The organism is Enterobacter sp. MGH 4, from assembly GCF_000534735.1.
Classification (GTDB): domain Bacteria; phylum Pseudomonadota; class Gammaproteobacteria; order Enterobacterales; family Enterobacteriaceae; genus Enterobacter; species Enterobacter intestinihominis.
Map to the genome: position 1 here is coordinate 107,424 of NZ_KI973294.1, position 18,094 is coordinate 125,517.

The 18,094-nt window shown below is 56.5% G+C and carries 18 protein-coding genes and 1 pseudogene; 11 read left to right on the forward strand and 8 right to left on the reverse strand.

The annotated features are described in order from the left end of the window. The first annotated feature begins 108 nt into the window (after positions 1 to 108). Positions 109 to 1,229, forward strand: a protein-coding gene (locus L350_RS07720; RefSeq protein ID WP_085950818.1) for an IS3-like element ISSen4 family transposase whose coding sequence is annotated in 2 segments (ribosomal slippage) — positions 109 to 367 and positions 367 to 1,229 — 1,122 coding nt in all. Because the reading frame shifts where the segments join, the coding sequence is not laid out codon by codon here. On the opposite strand, the gene L350_RS0122530 is transcribed toward L350_RS07720, so the two are convergent. Beyond that, positions 1,222 to 1,497, reverse strand: coding sequence for a PD-(D/E)XK nuclease domain-containing protein (locus L350_RS0122530; RefSeq protein WP_032625857.1), 276 nt, complete (start codon positions 1,495 to 1,497; stop codon positions 1,222 to 1,224). The two genes, L350_RS07720 and L350_RS0122530, sit on opposite strands and share 8 nt — an antisense overlap. A 199-nt stretch (positions 1,498 to 1,696) precedes the next feature. Here L350_RS0122530 and L350_RS07715 point away from each other — a divergent pair, with 199 nt between their 5' ends. Beyond that, positions 1,697 to 1,921, forward strand: coding sequence for a DUF2188 domain-containing protein (locus tag L350_RS07715; RefSeq protein ID WP_032625860.1), 225 nt, complete (start codon positions 1,697 to 1,699; stop codon positions 1,919 to 1,921). Between the two features lie 37 nt (positions 1,922 to 1,958). Here L350_RS07715 and L350_RS24750 read toward each other — a convergent pair. The 6 genes and pseudogenes from L350_RS24750 to L350_RS07690 form a co-directional block, all read right to left on the reverse strand. Next, a pseudogene (locus L350_RS24750) lies at positions 1,959 to 2,078 on the reverse strand (Presumed portal vertex protein); the annotation flags it as partial. A gap of 215 nt (positions 2,079 to 2,293) precedes the next feature. Further along, positions 2,294 to 3,604: an amidase gene (locus tag L350_RS07710; RefSeq protein WP_032625863.1), complete on the reverse strand. Its 1,311-nt coding sequence runs from the start codon at positions 3,602 to 3,604 to the stop codon at positions 2,294 to 2,296. 54 nt (positions 3,605 to 3,658) lie between these two features. Beyond that, complete coding sequence (gene hisD, locus L350_RS07705; protein ID WP_032625866.1) at positions 3,659 to 4,954, reverse strand: histidinol dehydrogenase; 1,296 nt, start codon at positions 4,952 to 4,954, stop codon at positions 3,659 to 3,661. Beyond that, complete coding sequence (locus L350_RS07700; RefSeq protein ID WP_015571629.1) at positions 4,955 to 6,097, reverse strand: nuclear transport factor 2 family protein; 1,143 nt, start codon at positions 6,095 to 6,097, stop codon at positions 4,955 to 4,957. Between the two features lie 106 nt (positions 6,098 to 6,203). Continuing rightward, positions 6,204 to 7,175, reverse strand: coding sequence for a nuclear transport factor 2 family protein (locus L350_RS07695; RefSeq protein ID WP_032625868.1), 972 nt, complete (start codon positions 7,173 to 7,175; stop codon positions 6,204 to 6,206). After that, the gene (locus L350_RS07690) at positions 7,172 to 8,242 is read right to left on the reverse strand and encodes a LacI family DNA-binding transcriptional regulator (RefSeq protein WP_032625871.1); all 1,071 of its coding nucleotides are present in this window, start codon (positions 8,240 to 8,242) and stop codon (positions 7,172 to 7,174) included. Before L350_RS07690 ends, L350_RS07695 begins: the two co-directional genes overlap by 4 nt. A 308-nt stretch (positions 8,243 to 8,550) precedes the next feature. Between L350_RS07690 and L350_RS07685 the strand changes: the two genes are divergently transcribed. From L350_RS07685 to L350_RS07660, 6 genes are all read left to right on the forward strand, one after another. Next, on the forward strand, positions 8,551 to 9,789 hold the full coding sequence (locus L350_RS07685; RefSeq protein ID WP_022649095.1) for an MFS transporter: 1,239 nt from the start codon (positions 8,551 to 8,553) through the stop codon (positions 9,787 to 9,789). A 75-nt stretch (positions 9,790 to 9,864) separates the two neighbouring features. Then, positions 9,865 to 11,187, forward strand: coding sequence for a histidinol dehydrogenase (hisD, locus tag L350_RS07680; protein WP_032625873.1), 1,323 nt, complete (start codon positions 9,865 to 9,867; stop codon positions 11,185 to 11,187). A gap of 3 nt (positions 11,188 to 11,190) precedes the next feature. Next, positions 11,191 to 11,955: an SDR family NAD(P)-dependent oxidoreductase gene (locus L350_RS07675; RefSeq protein ID WP_032625875.1), complete on the forward strand. Its 765-nt coding sequence runs from the start codon at positions 11,191 to 11,193 to the stop codon at positions 11,953 to 11,955. Between the two features lie 8 nt (positions 11,956 to 11,963). Continuing rightward, positions 11,964 to 12,707: an alpha/beta fold hydrolase gene (locus L350_RS07670; protein ID WP_023298422.1), complete on the forward strand. Its 744-nt coding sequence runs from the start codon at positions 11,964 to 11,966 to the stop codon at positions 12,705 to 12,707. Beyond that, on the forward strand, positions 12,689 to 13,480 hold the full coding sequence (locus L350_RS07665; protein WP_022649099.1) for an HpcH/HpaI aldolase family protein: 792 nt from the start codon (positions 12,689 to 12,691) through the stop codon (positions 13,478 to 13,480). The genes L350_RS07670 and L350_RS07665 overlap by 19 nt, the downstream gene beginning before the upstream one ends. Positions 13,481 to 13,491: 11 nt before the next feature. Next, positions 13,492 to 14,670 carry a cupin domain-containing protein gene (locus L350_RS07660; protein WP_032625878.1) on the forward strand — a complete coding sequence of 393 codons (1,179 nt, stop codon included), beginning with the start codon at positions 13,492 to 13,494 and terminating at the stop codon, positions 14,668 to 14,670. 14 nt (positions 14,671 to 14,684) lie between these two features. On the opposite strand, the gene L350_RS07655 is transcribed toward L350_RS07660, so the two are convergent. Next, positions 14,685 to 15,614: a LysR family transcriptional regulator gene (locus L350_RS07655; RefSeq protein WP_032625882.1), complete on the reverse strand. Its 930-nt coding sequence runs from the start codon at positions 15,612 to 15,614 to the stop codon at positions 14,685 to 14,687. A 108-nt stretch (positions 15,615 to 15,722) separates the two neighbouring features. Between L350_RS07655 and L350_RS07650 the strand changes: the two genes are divergently transcribed. The 3 genes from L350_RS07650 (at position 15,723) to L350_RS07640 (ending at position 18,076) form a co-directional block, all read left to right on the forward strand. Further along, positions 15,723 to 16,328, forward strand: a complete 606-nt coding sequence (locus tag L350_RS07650) for an NADPH-dependent F420 reductase (protein ID WP_032625884.1) — start codon at positions 15,723 to 15,725, stop codon at positions 16,326 to 16,328. Between the two features lie 18 nt (positions 16,329 to 16,346). Beyond that, a complete protein-coding gene (locus L350_RS07645) occupies positions 16,347 to 17,228 on the forward strand; it encodes a helix-turn-helix domain-containing protein (protein WP_050595080.1) in 882 nt (293 codons plus the stop codon). 101 nt (positions 17,229 to 17,329) lie between these two features. Next, on the forward strand, positions 17,330 to 18,076 hold the full coding sequence (locus L350_RS07640) for an SDR family oxidoreductase (protein WP_032625890.1): 747 nt from the start codon (positions 17,330 to 17,332) through the stop codon (positions 18,074 to 18,076). Positions 18,077 to 18,094: the final 18 nt, after the last annotated feature.

The following is an 18,094-nucleotide window of genomic DNA, read 5'->3' on the forward strand; positions in this document are numbered from 1 at the left end:
TGCTAAAACCCCATCCTTTGTCACTGTCAAACGGAGTTGACCTGCTCCCCGTTGATTAGTACACCCCGATGTTAGTAATGTCTTCATAAGCCACATGAGGACATCCCCATGAAGAAGCGTTTTTCCGACGAACAGATCATCAGTATTCTCCGCGAAGCCGAAGCTGGGGTACCCGCCCGTGAACTCTGCCGCAAGCATGCCATTTCCGATGCCACGTTTTACACCTGGCGTAAGAAGTATGGCGGTATGGAGGTGCCTGAAGTTAAGCGCCTGAAGTCGCTTGAGGAAGAGAACACCAGACTCAAGAAGCTGCTTGCCGAAGCCATGCTGGATAAAGAGGCGCTTCAGGTGGCTCTTGGGCGAAAGTACTGACGACAGACCAGAAGCGGGAAGCCGTGATGTTGATGTGTGATGCGACCGGTCTGTCGCAACGTCGTGCCTGCAGGCTTACAGGTTTATCCCTGTCGACCTGCCGCTATGAGGCTCACCGTCCGGCTGCTGATGCGCATTTATCAGGGCGCATCACTGAGCTGGCACTGGAGCGCAGGCGTTTTGGCTACCGTCGTATTTGGCAGTTGCTGCGCCGTGAAGGGCTTCATGTTAATCATAAGCGCGTGTACCGGCTTTATCACCTCAGTGGCCTGGGCGTAAAACGCAGAAGACGTCGTAAAGGGCTGGCAACAGAACGTCTGCCGCTGCTCCGTCCGGCGGCGCCCAATCTGACCTGGTCGATGGATTTCGTCATGGACGCACTTTCCACCGGTCGCAGGATCAAGTGTCTTACCTGCGTCGATGATTTCACAAAGGAATGCCTGACGGTCACTGTTGCCTTTGGGATTTCAGGCGTTCAGGTCACGCGTATTCTGGACAGCATTGCACTGTTTCGAGGCTATCCGGCGACGATAAGAACTGACCAGGGGCCGGAGTTCACTTGCCGTGCACTGGATCAATGGGCCTTTGAGCATGGTGTTGAGTTGCGCTTAATCCAGCCGGGCAAGCCAACGCAGAACGGATTTATTGAGAGCTTTAACGGACGATTTCGCGATGAATGTTTGAATGAGCACTGGTTCAGCGATATCGTTCATGCCAGGAAAATTATTAATGACTGGCGGCAGGATTATAACGAATGCCGCCCGCACTCCACGCTGAATTATCAGACACCGTCTGAATTTGCAGCGGGCTGGAGAAAGGGTCATTCTGAGAATGAAGATTCCGACGTTACTAACTGAGTGTTGTATCTAATCGTGGGGGCAGGTCAGACCCTTTTACATAACTTTTTAAGTCTGTATTCAAAAATATTGTTCTATTTAAGTAAGGATCTTTGTAGGAGAAAACTACATCTGTAGGATGTTTTCCAGCCTTCGTTTTATGTTGATCTGACTTCATGCATGGAAAATTTTCATTAGTTGCCCCAACTAACTCCCACTTGAACCACTTAAATAAGTCGGCAGAAATTTTTTCTGCCATTTCTGAAATATTTTGAGTTTCACCAGCCATGTATTGTCACCTTGTTATTTATCCTAGGTGGTTATAAGGTCGCTAGCATCAAATGTAAAACAATGAGATAAGCATAACCAACCGATCATTACCACAAACACACATTGTAGGATGAGATCTGTCGCACAATCCCACGGCTGCGCTTCCGTTAATATCCTCATCGGTATGTCATGTTTCCCACCAACAGATGGAGGCTTTAATGGATAACTACCACATTACCAAAGATGGCGATAAGTGGAAGCTTCAAAAGGAAGGAAATGAACGATCTAGCAAGACTGCAACAACTAAGGCTGAAATCATCAAAGCTACTCAGGATTACATGTCCAACAAGACTGGCTCTGTAAAAATCCACAAAGAGGATGGGAAGTTTCAGGAAGAGCGCACTTACCCTCGCAAAGCTGATCCTAAAAAGTCTAAAGGTTAATGAAGTCAAAGCCGCCATGATTGGCGGCTAAACTGGATTATACCGGATTGTCGAGGCTGTACTCTTTGAACTTGATGACCTTCATGCCGAGCCAGTCGTTCACCTCCCTGAACCTGTCCTACAGTGGCAACACCTCGTTACGTACGAATACCTTTGAAGTCGTTAGGCATGTTGGAACCATGTGATATAGTATGGCTCTAATTTATGGTTCCTCTTTGGAACCCACAACAAAAATAATTTTAACAAAAACATTAAATATCAATCAACTAAAATTAAAAACACAGGGACGCCAGCCCACCAAATAATGATCCGGATATGTCCGGTGAAGTACAGAAAGCCCGCACTGCGCAAGCTCTGCGTGCTTTTTTGTATCTATCCCTTCTCGCCCAGCGCCCCCTCACACGCCAGCGCCAGCACCATCAGTGCCGCCTCATCCTCCTGCACCGATAACATCTCCATCCCCACCGGCAGACCGATACGGCTTACGCCGCACGGTAACGTAATGGCAGGCAGGCCGCTGATAGCGGCCAGTTCTGGCGCGCAGCCTGGCGGCATCTTCGTCATACTTTCTGGTAACCGTTGTACGGTGGGATACACAAATCCGACGATGCGTTGCGCCTCAGCCACCTGGCAAAGGTTCTGCCGCAACAGGCGCTGAAAGCGACGCCCCGCCAGCCAGTGCGGGGTTTTCAGCGTGTTACTCACCAGCATCTGACGTAGAAACGGCGCAAACTCTGGCAGGAAAGCGCCGGAGTCCACAATGCTTGTCAGTCCGGAGGGAGCGCCAGGCTGTTTGCCAAGCCAGTCGTCAATCGCCACGCGAAATTCATACAGGCTCAGGCATGTCGCCTGACTTACGTCGTCCAGCAAAGGTAATGATACCTCCACCAGCGTTGCTCCGGCACGACGCAACGTGTGCAGCGCCGACTGCCAGACCTCCAGCTGTACCTCATCCTCTCCCTGTAACGCGGTTACCACACCAAAGCGAACGCCTTTCAGCGAACGCACAGGAAGCGCAACCGGTGGCAAACCATGGATCACCGCATGCAGCAAGGCGGCATCTTCAACGCTATGTACCATTGGCCCAACGGTATCTTTGCTGGGCGAGAGCGGCGCCACGCCATCCAGCTGTGAACGGCGAAAAGCAGGCCGTAGCCCCACCAGCCCGGTATAGCTACAGGGAATGCGGATAGAGCCGCCGGTATCGGTACCCAATGCGCCATCCGCCATCCCCGCCGCCACCGCCGCGGCGCATCCTCCGCTGGAACCTCCGGCGGTGAGTGACGGGCGAAGCGGGTTTGCCACATCGCCCCCCAGCGAGCTTCGCGAGCGCACGTCAAAAGCAAACTCGGACATATTCGCTCTGGCGAGGATAATCGCTCCTGCCCTGCGCAACCGCTGTATAACAAGCGCATCCGACGTCGCGTTAAGTGAGGCCAGCGCCCGGCAGCCAAGAGTAATAGGCATCGGTGCGCAGGCAATATTATCTTTGACGATCAACGGCACGCCGTGCAGGGGGCCGATCGGCTCCCCGCGTCGACGCTGCTGCTGATGCTGTTCCGCCTGAGACATGGCGTCAGGGTTAACCCCGAGGATCGCGTTGAGCGCCCGGTGCTGCTGAATGACGTCGAGACGGCGGGCAATTTCCTCCGGGCAGTCGTCTGGCGGTATCAGGCGCTTCATAGTCTCAGGCTCCCTCGTGATGAAAACCGGGCAGAAGGCTGCCCGGGATACGTTTTAGTCCCGCATGCCGGTAGTAATGGCATCAATGTCCTGCGGACGCAGACGAATTTCCGCCGCCCGTCGGTGCCCCTGCATCCCCTCGGTACGGCTCTGGCGGATCGCCGGTTCTGCGATTGCCGGGATACCCTGCTCGTCAATCCACTGATGGGTACAGATTTTGACGTACGCCCCAACCCACAGACCGCCGGTATAGCGTGCCGCCGCCATCGTCGGTAACGTGTGGTTGGTGCCGCAGCATTTATCAGAGAACACCACGCTGGCGTTCTGACCAATAAACAGCGAGCCATAGTTGCGGATCTTCGCCGCCGTCGCGTGCGGATCGCGGGTATGCACCTGCAAATGCTCCGTCGCCATATGGTCAGCAAACGCAATCAGCTGCGCTTCATCTTCACAGAGCACAATCTCACCCTGCCGGCGCCACGCCTCCCCCGCCGTGGCGGCCGTTGGCAGGCTGGCAAGCTGACGCTCAACCTCCGCCAGGGTACGCTCAGCGATATCCCGGCTGGTTGTCGCCAGCCCGACGCGGGTATGAATATCGTGCTCTGCCTGCGCCAGCATATCGGCGGCCAGAATGCGCGGATCGGCGCTGTCGTCAGCGATAGTGAAAATCTCGCTCGGCCCGGCGAGGGCATCAATGCCGACTCGACCAAACACCTGGCGTTTCGCTTCGTTAACGAAGGCGTTGCCTGGCCCAACGATTTTGTCCACCGATGGAATGCTCTCCGTTCCCCAGGCCATGGCCGCAATGGCCTGCGCGCCACCTACCCTGAAAATGCGGTGCGCGCCCGCCAGATGGCAAACCGCGATCATCGCCGGATGCGCTCCCGGCGGCAGACAGGCGATGATCTGTTCGCAGCCCGCCACCGTCGCAGGGACAATCGACATCACCGGCGCTGAGAGGATCGGGTAACGCCCACCCGGTACGTAGCAGCCCACCGTCTGCACCGGGATGATCCGGTGACCGAGATGCACGCCAGGCAGCGTCTCAACTTCCAGCGGCTGCATGGTCGCCAGCTGCGCCTGCGCAAAACGACGCACCTGATTAATAGCAAACTCGCTGTCGCGGCGCGTCTGGGCATCCATCCCCTGCAGTGCTTCGGCGATCTCATGCTCGCTCACCTCAAACTGCGTCGGCACGACGTTATCAAACTGCTGCGAAAAGGCTCTTAGCGCCGTATCGCCTTCGGTTTTCACGCGCTCGATAATGGCGCTGACCTTCTCCGTCAGGGAACGATCGGCCTGCGCATCCTGCCCCTGCGGGCACTTAATCCAGCTCACCTGATTTAACATTTACGCGTCCTCCATCTGGCCGAGTTTGATTTGCGCCAGCAGCGCCAGGTGGTCATACACGACCCATTCATCAACAATTTTGCCGTTGACGATGTGGTAGTGCGACATGCCCATCACGAACAGTCGTTCTCCGGTCGGCTTGCCCAGTTCGCCGTAACCCAGGTGATGCCCTTCGATGATCCAGCGAACCGCCACTTTGACGCCGCCTTCATCGCACGGGTTGGAACAGATATGCTGCGGCAGCCACGCGCCGTCAGGGATCATCCCCACCAGCGCCAGCGTCTGATGGGTTACCGCCGCGGTGCCGTACAGCTCTTTCATCAGCGGGCCATGCCACTGCACGTTAGGGGCGTAAACCTCTTTGATTTTGCCGAACATCCGACGATTGTAGATCTCATGCAGCCAGCGCAGGCACTGCTCTTCCGTATCGGTGTGTGCAATGGATACATCGCACTCCATCTCCGGCGGATATTGTCCCAGCATGCGGCCATTTTCGCCGATGTCCATCACGCGGAAGCCTTTATCAAACTGCTCCTTTGCCATATTAAATGCGATTTGATCGGTATTCAGGCCAAGCTGTTTCATTAACGACATGTTGTCGCTGACCACCCACTCCCGGTAAATTTTATTCTCGTGGATCATGCAATCTGCCACGGTACGGGTAACGAAGGTGCGGTTGGTCGGCTTGCCTAAATGGCTGTGCTGGGTATGCCGCCCGCTTCCCGTCACCAGGTGAGAGGTATAAAAACCGTCAACATCATTTCCGTTCCAGATAACCTGGGTTGCCATGCCGCGCCGCTCCGGGAAGGCAATTAAGCGTTGCAGCGTATCCTGTACCACCTGCTCACGGTTATAGAGTGTCCCCAGCGCGTTATACAGCACGCAGTTATGGGTATAGTGAGAATAAATTAAGCCGACATCGCGCTCGTCCCATATTTTATGGGTGCAGCGAACTATATAATCGACAATATCGGTATAGCAGTCATCAAAGCCGCGTAATGATTGCACGCGCGGTCTTTTTTCCGGTACCAGATCGACAAAATCACGACGTTCCACCTGTAATACAGGCTCCTCTTTCAGCGATTTCACGCTGCTTTTTTCGGGTACGGCTGGTGCTTTATTTGTTGCTTCGGTGGAAGACATATAAACTCCTGCTCTGTTTTCAGACAATAAGAACCCGCACCCGTAAGTGAGGGTGAATTAAACTCGATTATTTTCGGCAGCCAGAATAAGGGGGCTGCCGCCCCTGTTAATTCACTATTTGCGACCAGATCGCTAATTCATCGATCCCCAGATATTCACGGAAAATTAAACCATCACGTAATTCAAGCTGGCTGATACCGGTAATTGATATGGGTTTACGGGTTGGCGCACCAAATTTGCCGTAACCGTCATGCCAGGTTAATAACGACCAGCGCAGGGAAAGCCGAATCGGCTCGTTAGGATCTTTACGCACAATCAGATGATGGAGCTGCGTTTCGCTGTCGGCAAATGAAGCGCGGTAGCCAGAAAGCTGTGCGCTAATTTCCTGCTCACCGGTGCAGAGGCAATGACCCGGCGCGTAAAGCGTCGCCGCCGGGTGATAGAGACCGGGCACCACGCCACTGTTACCGCCCGCCCACATGGTTAAGTAGCGCTCAACGACGCCTGCCAGCGCCCCTTCTACGTCGTCGCCCTCGGGCCCGCCCGCCCAGCGGGCATCCAGCGTCTCGGCAGAGACCGCCTCCACGCCAAGCTGCTGGCGCATGGTCGCCAGGTTAAAGGCAAATTCGCGGATATCCAGCCCCAGTTGCGCCACAATCGCTGCACGATCCTGAAGCAGCCACTCCTGGCGTACGGCCCCATCAACACAGATGCGATCGGCCCAGGTGCGGACCCAGACATTTTTCCCGGTCGGCGGGCCAAAAAACCCCTCCCCCTGATGCTGAATGCGGGCTACGGTACGCTGAGCCGCATAGTACTCGTCCCCCGGGTTCTGGCTGCACAGAATATCCTCCGTCAGCACCGCTCGCTGCGGGAAGCTGTGCATCGCCTCAAGCGTCAGGCGCATAAACTGGGAAAGCTCATGCAGCTGTTTTTCGGGGGTAGTGAAAACCACCGGCGTGGCGTAAAAATCCGCCAGCTGGCCGATATCTTTCTGCTCCCAGACGACATGCGTCAGCGTCAAAATGAACTGCTGGATAGAGTCGAATTGAGGGCTGAAGCCCCGCAATCTGGTCATGTGCGCTCCTTAGACTGGAATAGCGTTAAACCATTGGTTTCGATAACGCCGCTGCGTGGGCGACGCGCCGAGTGGCGTATCACCAGCGTACCGGGCACCGTAATCTGTTCAGGCTCTATGGTTCCGCTGTCAATTTGCTTCATTAACAGTTCCACCGTGGCATCTACCATCGCGCCGACCGGCTGCGACGCCGAGGTCAACGCATAAGAGGGCCAGCCGGAAGGGCCGATGTCGTCATACCCGACAATGGAGACCTCCTCCGGAATGCGCAAACCAAACTCATAGCGCGCCACATCCATTACCGTGACGGCCATATGATCGTTGGCGACAAAGACCGCATCCGGCGCTGGCGACGCCGAAAACAGGGTATAAGCCGCCCGGGTGGTTTGCTGAGCGTCGTAATTCCCGTGCACCACCCGCACATCGGTGATGCCATGTTCTTCCAGCGTGGAGATGAACCCGTGCTGGCGGGCGATATTGACCGGGGAATCAGCCACGCCGCCCACGTAGGCAAAACGCTTGTGCTCCCCCGCCAGCAGAAACTCGGCAATCTGCCGCGCGGCCGCTTCGTTATTACTGTTGACGCTGGAGGCCATGCCACTCTCTTCGCTGCGGTTAAACAGCACTACCGGGATCCCGGCGGCAAGACACTCCTCGGACAACTCCAGCGACAGCGTCACCGAGGCCAGCACAATGCCATCCACCCGGTACTGCATAATCTGGTCAAAAATACGGTCAACGTTACCGTCCCGGTCGCCAACGAACAGCAGCAGGTGATAGTTCAGCGTATCCAGCTTTTGTGCCAGCGCCTCCAGCACCTGCGAGTAAAAGGGGTTATCAAAGTAAGAAATGACGACACCGATAATGCGCGAACGCGCCGTGTTGAGCGAACGGGCTATCGCATTCGGGCGATAGCCCAACTCGCGCGCCGCCTTCAGCACTTTTTCACGCGTTGCCGGTGAAATGCTGGCCCCCGGCGTGAACGTTCGCGACACCGCAGATTGTGATACCCCCGCCAGTTGAGCGACCTGTTGGGATGTGACTGCTGCAAAAGTCTTACGTTTCATTACCCCTGATTCCTTATCAACGTCCTGCCCATTTGCGCGTGCTTCAAACGCCTCAGCAAGTGGGTGTTTTTTATACTTACACCACCTTTGCATGCGTATGCAACACAAAAAATTAAAATTCTCACAACAAGATCGAGATCACTTTACAAACATGAAACCTTTTCGTAACTTCAAATCTTGAATACGTATGCAAAGAGTTTTCATACCGTCAAAGGTACCGGAGAGAACAGGAGTCGCCCAAAGGATTGAACCGGTAAACGTCGTCCCTGACTGGTTATAACCCATTAATTCTTAAGAGGTTCAAAACCATGTTTCAAGCACTGTTACGCCGTCGGGAAGCCCGGCTCTTTTTCATCATCAGCATCCTGTTCTTTATCTGCATCCATAGCATTGATGCATTCCTGGCCCCCATGATGATCAACCAGGGCATTGAGCCACAGATCATGGGCATCATCATGGGCGCATCCGGGCTGGCAACCCTTCTGATACGCTTCCCGTTAGGCATTATTTCCGACGTGGTTAAAAGCCGCAGGATCTTCATCCAGATTGGCCTGCTGCTGCCAATTATCGCCTGGCCAATTGCCTGGCTTGAACCCAATGCCATTACGCTGTATCTGGCGAAAGCGGCAGACGGCGTCACGGCGGCGACATGGGTGCTGTACAACATCCTGTTCATGCGTTACTTCGGTCGCAACGAAGCCCCTGCCGCCGTCGCGCTGCTGGCGCTGGCAGGGCCCATCGGCGTGTTTCTCGGCAACTGTATTGGCGCGGTGCTGATTCACTATTTTGCCAATAACATCGCCTTTTTTGTCTCCTGCATCTCCGCCCTGGTGGCGTTGATCCTGACGACCCGCATTCAGGACGTGCACGACCCGGTGCAGGCCCCCACGCTTAAAGCCTGCATCACCGGCGCGCGCCAGCAGCTGGCCGACCGTTCCGTCTGGCTGATTGGCATCCTGGCGACCGTCGTCATTCTGGTGCCCTTCGCCACCCGGGACACGCTGACGCCGGTCTACGCCGAACAGCTCGGCGCCCGGGCGGGGATCCTCGCGGTGCTCGGAAACATCCACCTTCTGTTTTACGGGCTGGCCATCGCCCTGTGCAGCTCGGTGTTTTATCAGCGCCTTGGGCTGGTAAAAACCGCCGTGCTCGGCATCGTTTTACAGGTGATCTCCACCTTCGGCATTCCCTTTACCAGCAATATGTACGTCATTTACCTGTGGCAGGCGCTGGCAGGTTTTTCGTTCGGTATGGCCTTTGCCGCATTCATGTCGCTCAGCGTAGTGAATACCTCGTCTGATGAACAATCCACGCGAATGGGACTATTCCAGACCATTTATTCCTGCGGCATGTTTGTCGGGCCGGTAATGATGGGCGTAATGATGCAACATATTAACCTGTCGTCCGGTTATATATTGATTGCCGCCCTTTCCGTTGTGGCCGCTATTGCCACGCCGCTGTCCGCTCGATGGGTATATGCCCGTAAAACGCAAACCTCAGCCCAATTATTAAAAAACGGTGCGTACGCCGCCGCGCCGGATCAATAACCCACTCTGAAGTAAACACCCTTTCCCGGTCTGCCGGGAGGACAACTGACATCTAAAAAAGGTAAGGAGAAGCGTGTGTCCTGGAAATTAAAAACCGGTAAATCTACCGAAGAGCGCCAGCAAGCCAACCAGCAAATAAGAGAAACGGTTGAGCAAATACTTGCGGATATTGAAAAGCGTGGAAATAAAGCCATTCGCGAATTATCCATTAAATTCGATCGTTATGACCGTCAGGATTATCGTCTGGCCCCCGCGGAGATCGACCGCTGCATAAAACAGTTAAGCCGCCAGGATATTCAGGATATTGAATTCGCCCAACAGCAGGTGGCGAATTTTGCCCGCGCGCAGAAAGAATGCCTGCGGGATCTGGAAATTGAAACGCGTCCCGGCGTTATTCTCGGGCATAAAAATATTCCGATTAACGCCGTGGGATGTTACGTGCCTGGCGGAAAATATCCCCTGCTCGCCTCCGCGCACATGTCGATTATCACCGCCAGCGTGGCGGGGTGCTCAAGAATTATCAGCTGTGCCCCGCCGTTTAACGGTCAGCCCGCCCCGGCGATTGTCGCGGCGCAAAAAATGGCTGGCGCAACGGAAATCTATGCCCTTGGCGGCATTCAGGCGATAGGCGCCATGGCGCTGGGCACGGACTCGCTGGCACCGGTCGACATGCTGGTCGGCCCCGGTAACGCCTTCGTCGCGGAGGCCAAACGCCAGCTGTTCGGCCGGGTAGGTATCGATCTGTTTGCCGGTCCGACGGAAACGCTGGTGATTGCCGATAACACCGTTGACGCGGAAATGTGCGCCACGGATCTGCTGGGCCAGGCCGAACACGGCGTCACCACCCCTGCCATCCTGCTGACGAACTCGCTCCAGCTTGCCAAAGAGACGCTCAGCGAAGTGGAACGGCTGCTGAAAAAGCTCCCTACCGCCGACATTGCCCGCCAGTCCTGGCAGGACTACGGGGAAATCATCGTCTGCGACAGCTACGAAGAGATGCTGCTGGAGGCAGATCGTATCGCTTCCGAACATGTTCAGGTGATGACCGACCGGGACGACTGGTTCCTGGCTAACCTGACCAATTACGGCGCGCTGTTCCTTGGGCCGCGTACTAACGTGGCCTATGGCGATAAGGTGATCGGAACCAACCACACCCTGCCGACGCAAAAAGCCGCACGCTATACCGGCGGCCTGTGGGTGGGCAAGTTCATGAAAACCTGCACCTTCCAGAAAGTCCTCAGCGACGAAGCCACCGCCGAAATCGGCAGCTATTGTTCGCGTCTGTCGTTGCTGGAGGGTTTCGCCGGACATGCCGAGCAGGCCAATATTCGCGTGCGCCGTTATGGCCAGACGGAGGTTCCCTACGCCACACCGGCCCCGGTCAGGGAAAAGGTGTAAGCCATGACGCTTTTGCAAACGCCCTCTTTCACCCTGCACGGCAAACGCGCGCTGGTAACCGGCGGGTCAAGAGGGATTGGCTTCGCTGCCGCCGTCGCCCTCGCACAGGCGGGCGCAGAGGTATGGATCGCCGCCCGGGGCCGCGAGGCGCTGGCGCATGCCGCAAGTCTGGCAGCGGAACACAGGCTCGCATTTCACCCGCTGGAGCTGGATATTACCGACGCTCAGGAGGTGGAGCGTGTGCTGGCGACATTGCCCACGCCCGACATTCTGGTGAACAGTGCCGGGCTGGCACGCCACCAGCCGTTTCTTGAGGTGAACGAGGACAATTTCGATGCGGTGATGGCGCTTAACCTGCGCGCCACCTTTTTTGTCAGCCAGCGCGTGGCGCGCAGAATGCGGGCGGGCGGTAAGGGAGGGTCGATTATTCACATCTCATCGCAAATGGGACACGTTGGTGGCCCCGAGCGTAGCGTGTACTGTGCCTCCAAATTCGCGCTTGAAGGGCTAACCCGAACGATGGCGCTGGAGCTGGGCGATGCGGGGATCCGCGTTAATACGCTGTGCCCAACCTTCATTGAAACCGACCTGACGCGCCCGGCGCTCGCCGATCCGGCGTTCCGCCACTACGTGCTGGACAACATCAAGCTGCGCCGGTTAGGCAGGCTGGAGGACATTATGGGCCCGGTAGTGTTTCTCGCCTCAGATGCCGCCGGGCTGATCACCGGCAGTGCCCTGATGGTTGACGGCGGCTGGACGGCTACGTGAGGGATGCAATGGAATATCCGCTTCTGGACAATACCGATCTGCCACTGGTGCTGCTTGGTGGCACGCTTTGTAACGCCCGGCTCTGGCAGCCCGTTATTGAACGGCTGAATGTCGCAGCGGTGTCGTGTATTACGCTGACGGGTGCGGAGTCCGCGCCGCAGGCGTCACGGCGGTTATTAGAGGTTCTGCCGCCGCGCTTTCTGCTGGCAGGGTTTTCTCTCGGTGCCATAGTCGCGCTGCAAATGGCCGCCGACGCGCCAGAAAGAGTGAACGGGCTGACGCTGATTTCCGTTAATCCGTTGCCCGTTGCGCCAGACACCCTCGCTTCACGCCGGGAAGCGGTACGCACCGCACAGGCGCGGGGCCTGGCCGACTGGCTGGTCTCCTCGCTGTGGCAGAGCTATGTCGCCCCGTCACGTCTGTCCGATCGGATCCTGCAAGAGACTATTTGCCGAATGGCGCAAGAGTGCGGCATTGAGACCTTTGCCGGGCAAACGGAAATGGCCATTCACCGGCAGGACAACCGGACTGCGTTTAACGCCCTCTCCTGCCCCACATTACTTCTAAACGGCGCGCAGGACGTTATCTGTACGCCCCATCATCATCAGCTACTGGCAGCAGGCAACGCGAACGTGACCAGGCATACGGTGGAGGCTGGCGGGCATTTTATTCCGCTGGAAACCCCGGATGAGATCGCGCCGCTGCTGCGTCAGTGGATAACGGAGTGCATACAGTGCGCAAAAACAGTTTAAAGACCGCATTTCTGGAAAATACTCCCATCATAAACGGCTGGCTGGCGATCCCGTCCGGTTATAGCGCGGAAATTATGGGCCATCAGGGTTACGACGCCGTCACCGTCGATTTGCAGCACGGCATGATTGATTTTGCCAGCGCGCTGTCAATGCTACAGGCGCTATCGGCCACGCCTGCCGTGCCGCTGGTGCGGGTGGCAGATAACGATCCGGCGCAAATCATGCGCGTATTAGACGCAGGAGCCTACGGCGTAATCTGCCCGATGATCTCCAGCGCGGAACAGGCTCGCCGTTTTGTCGCTGCCTGTCGCTATCCACCGCTGGGTGTTCGCTCCTTTGGTCCGGCCAGAGGTCTACTCTACGGCGGCAGTGATTATCCACAGCACGCTAACAACGAGATCCTGACGCTGGCGATGATCGAAACCCGCGAAGGGCTGGCTGATCTTGACGCCATCCTTGATACCGAAGGGCTGGACGGTGTGTTTATTGGCCCCAACGATCTCTCACTGACGCTGACCGGCAGCGCCAGCGCCGAATCCCAACATCCCGAAATGCTTGCTGCTATTGAGCGGGTGATTCACTGCTGCCGCCAGCAGCAGAAGATTGCCGGAATTTTCTGCACTTCCGGCGCGGCCGCCGCAGCGCGCATTGATCAGGGTTTTCAGTTTGTTACCCCTGCAAACGACGTCATGCAACTGGGTCGCGCCTCGCGTGAAGCCATTGCCCTCGCCCGCGGCAACGCTATCCCTACCACCGGTGCATCCGGTTATTAAAAGGAGAAATAATGAAAACCATCCATCTTACCCAGAGTCAGGCACGAACACGGTTAATCGCCCCCGAGGACATGGTTTCCTGTAATCTTGCTTTTATTGATTGCAAGCTACCCGGCTCGCATCTCAAACAAAACTATTCCTTCATCGGCCCGGGTGTAACCCAGTCCAGCGAGCAGGTCGTCAATATTCCCGAGCCGCACGGCTTTAACATTGGCGCGGCGGCTATGCCGAAAGGGGTAACGAATAATCTGCATCTGCATTTCACCGCCGAGGTGTTCCTGATCCATGAAGGAACATGGCGTTTTCGCTGGGGTGCCAACGGCGAGCATGAAGCTGAATTTAGCGCACCCACTATCCTTTCAATACCGACCTGGATCTTCCGCGGTTTCACCAACGTCAGTAAAGAAGAGACCAGCGGTATGGTGTTTACGGTGCTCGGCGGGGACAACACGGGCGGCATCATCTGGCATCCTTCCGTGCTGGCGGCAGCCAGCGAATACGGAATGTATTTGAGTAAAGACAACATGCTCATCACACAGGAAACCGGCGACCCGCGGCCTGACCCCGCCGCGCTGCTGACGCCGCTGTCAGAGGAATATATTGCCGGGCTGCGTGACTACAGCGTTGAGGAGATGCGCCAGCGTGCGGTAACCGGCGATGACCGCTGCTGGTCAGCCCAGGGACTGCTGGATTCGGTGCTGCCAGGACACGGCGGCGAAATTGCGCCGGTTATCGGTTTCGGCATTTCACAGGATCGGGATTCCGCTCCCGCTATCGTGAGCCCGCACGGTTTTTCCGTCGAATGGCTGCGTCTCGCCGAGGATCACGTTGTGGGCCGCCATCTCTGCCCGGATATTCAGGTCATTATGGTCTTTAAAGGCCAGCTGGAGGTCACCTGGAACGAGGCGGGCGAAGAAGTGAGCGTTATCGCTCCGGAACGTTCGGTGATCTCTGTTCCGGCAAACAGCTGGCGTCGCTACCGCGCGGTTGACGGCAAAACGGAGTTTATTCTGACGACCCGCGGCGATCAGCGTAAGCGCCTCTACTGGGATGAAGCGATCCTGCAACAGGCGAGAGAACACAATCGCTGTCTCGATCCCGATGGCTACGTAGCCGATGCCGACATCCTGCCTGCCACGGCCCGTCGGGCCGGTGCGATACTGGAGACATGCAACAGCAACAAAACCTGAATTATCCGTTGAGCTCACTTGCCGGATCCGCTGCGTTCGTTGAGAGGCATGCCAGCCTGCATTTTCAGCCTGTTAACGAACCAGCGTCCGGCCGGGCCGGGCGGATGTTCCTCCAGGTGCACCGCCTGCATGGAAAAACCGGGCCCGACGTCGGGCTGCATCGGCACGTTCAGCGTAACCAGTTTTCCCGCTGCGAGATCTTCCTCGACCATTGGCAGCGGCATATAACCCCACCCCAGTCCGGCACGCAGGAAGGCGTGCTTCGCGCCCATATCCGCTAAATGCCATGTCTTTGACGACATGACGCCAAAGCTTCGGCCCACGGTGAGAGAGGAGCGATCGGTCAGCACCAGCTGGACGTGTTCCTGTAAAAGTGAACGAAGGATCGGACCGGACGCGGTCGCCAGCGGATGCTCAGGGGAGACAACGGCCACCGCAGGCACGCTGAGAAGGAATTCTGAGATGCATCCCGCCGGAAGATGCGGCAGCGATCCGGTTATCGCCACCCGGCAATGACCGTCCAGTAAAGGCTGGAACACCGCCCCCAACGCTTCCACATACAAACGCAGCGGGGTGTCAGGAAATGCCTGCTGAAACGCCTGCACCGCAGCGGTGAGCTGCGCTACGGGAAACATCACGTCGACGGACACCGCCAGTTCAGGCTCAAGACCTTCGGCTAAGGTGCGCGCCTTAGCCTTAAAGGCGTCCATCCCGGCAGTGGCAAGACGCGCCGCTTCCAGCATGGCGACGCCCCCCTCCGTCAGCGTCGGATAACGCCCGGTACGATCGAATAATGGAAACCCGACCTGTGCCTCAAGGTTTGCCAGCGTCGCGCTGACAACCGACTGCGCGCGCCGCAGCCTGCGACCGGCGGCGGAAAAACTCCCTTCATCAACGGCAGCAATAAAGGTGCGGAGTTGATCAACAGACATACCGTCCAGCATGTATCGCTCCAGCAGATGGATCCCATCTAATTATATAGGCTATTCAGATAGGTCAAAGATTACTACTCTCAGTGCATGTTCACTACTCTTCAATGAAGGAAATACAATATGAAAACGACTACTGTAGGTATCATCGGCGCTGGCGCTATCGGACAAGCCTTTGCAGAACAACTGGTTAAAGCGGGCATGAACGCTATTCTGAGTAACAGCCGCGGGCCGGAAAGCCTGACTGCGGTGGTTGAGAAACTGGGCCACGGGGCTCGCGCTGGCACCGTAGAACAGGCCGCCCAGGCCGACATCGTTTTTGTCAGCACAAACTGGGACAAAACCGAGGCCGCGTTACGCGGCATCAACTGGGAGGGGCGTATCCTGATCGACGCGACCAACCCGGTCATACTGCCAGGCTTCACGCTGGCTGAACTGGGCGGAAAAAACTCAAGCCAGGTGGTGACACAGTGGGCTCCGGGTGCACGCGTCGTTAAAGCCTTCAATACTCTCCTTGCAGGGGTGCTGGCTCAGGATCCGGCGCAGGCGGGTGGCCGTCGTGTCGTCTTTATCTCCGGAGAACATCCTGACGCAAAGGCGGAAATAACAGCCTTAGCCGGGCAACTGGGCTTCGCAAGTATTGATTTAGGCAGCCTGGAGGTTGGCGGTACGCTACAACAATTCCCCGGAGGGCCTCTTCCGGCGGTGAACCTGGTGCAACTGGCATAGCTAAAGGCAACGATAAATATGACGCAGCGTACTTCCGCAGAGACCTTTGAAGAATACCTTCCCGGCAAGCTGATCAGGGAACATCGGGCGCAATCTTCCCGGGATGTATTCGTGCAAATTCTGGCGCGCAGACACGTGCAGGAAAACGTCATTATTCCGGCAGTGCCGGAGCCTTTTATCGTCTGGATCCTCTCAGGTAATGCCGTCGTTGAGGAGCGTTCCCCCGGTGAGCCGTGGTTAGCAAACCGCGTTACCGCAGGCGATTTCTTTCTCACAACGGCGGCTTCTCCTACTGAAATGCGCTGGCACGCCGGGCCAGATACGCCTTTCGTCGTTATGCATGTTTATATGGGAGTGGCTATGATGCAGGAGTATGAACTGCGGGAAGTCTCCGGCGCGCGCGACGACACGCTATCCGCCCTGCTGGAGCAGATACGTCAGGAGCTGTATCTGCAAAATCCACCCAGCGGCCCGTTTATCCAGGGCATTGCGCAGGCGCTGGCAGTACATCTGATTCGCACCTATGGCACACCTGCGAAACGACACCGCGGGGGCTTGCAGGCATTTAAGCTGCACCGGGTCTTCACGGCAATGCGTGAAGGGTTAGCCCAGCCGTTTGACCTGGCACGCCTGGCTGAACTGACCGATCTTAGCGAATACCATTTTAGCCGCGCCTTTAAACAGTCAACCGGACTTTCCCCTTCTCACTACTTTATCCGGCTACGCATGGAGGAGGCGCGTCGCATGCTATCGGAAAGCAATGATTCCATTATCAATATTGCACTGAACGTCGGATACACCAGCCCCAGCCACTTTGCTGCCGTATTCCTCAGGCATAACGGCGTGACGCCCTCCCACTATCGCAGCGATGCCGTTCGCAGCAAAAGCCCGACAGTTTGAGCAAAAGCCCGCGCGAAGCGATTGCCAGAAAGATCCATTATTGACCCGTACTTCAGACATTCTTTCTGAAGCGTTGAAATCAACTCTCAAGAGGATCAACTATGGAACTCAACGGTAAAGTCGCGCTCATCACCGGTGCTTCAAGCGGAATTGGTGCCTCCACGGCCAAAAAGTTAGCGGAACAGGGCGTCAGGGTGGGTCTCGCCGCCCGCCGTCTGGATCGTCTTCAGGCGCTGGTGTCTGAAATTGAGGCTGCTGGCGGGGAAGCCATGGCGCTGGCCATGGATGTCACTGACCCGGCCTCAGTTAATAAAGGGGTGGAGGCACTGCACAAACGCTATGGCCATATTGATATCGCCTTTAATAACGCCGGGCTGATGCCGATTTCGGATATCGCCAGCCTCCGGGTTGACGAGTGGCATCGAATGGTAGATGTAAACGTAAAGGGCCTGTTTAACACGGTCGCGGCCGTACTGCCGATTATGCAGTCACAGCGCTCTGGTCATATTATCAATACCTCGTCGATCGCCGGGCGTAAAACCTTTCCCGGACTGGGCGTATACTGCGCGACGAAGCACGCGGTTGCCGCCTTCTCGGATATTTTGCGTATGGAGCTGGCCCCTCAGTTCAACATTCGCGTCACCTCGCTTCAGCCGGGTGCCGTTGAAAGTGAATTATTCGAGCATATCAGTGACGAAAATTATCGTGCACAGATGGAACAGCTGAAAGAGAAGATGACGTTCCTGAAAGCCGCTGATATCGCCGACTCGATTCTTTACGTATTGCAGGCACCGGAACATGTGGACGTGGCAGAGCTGTTTATTATGCCGACCGAACAGCCGTGGTAAGAGGGTGAAGCGGGTCAG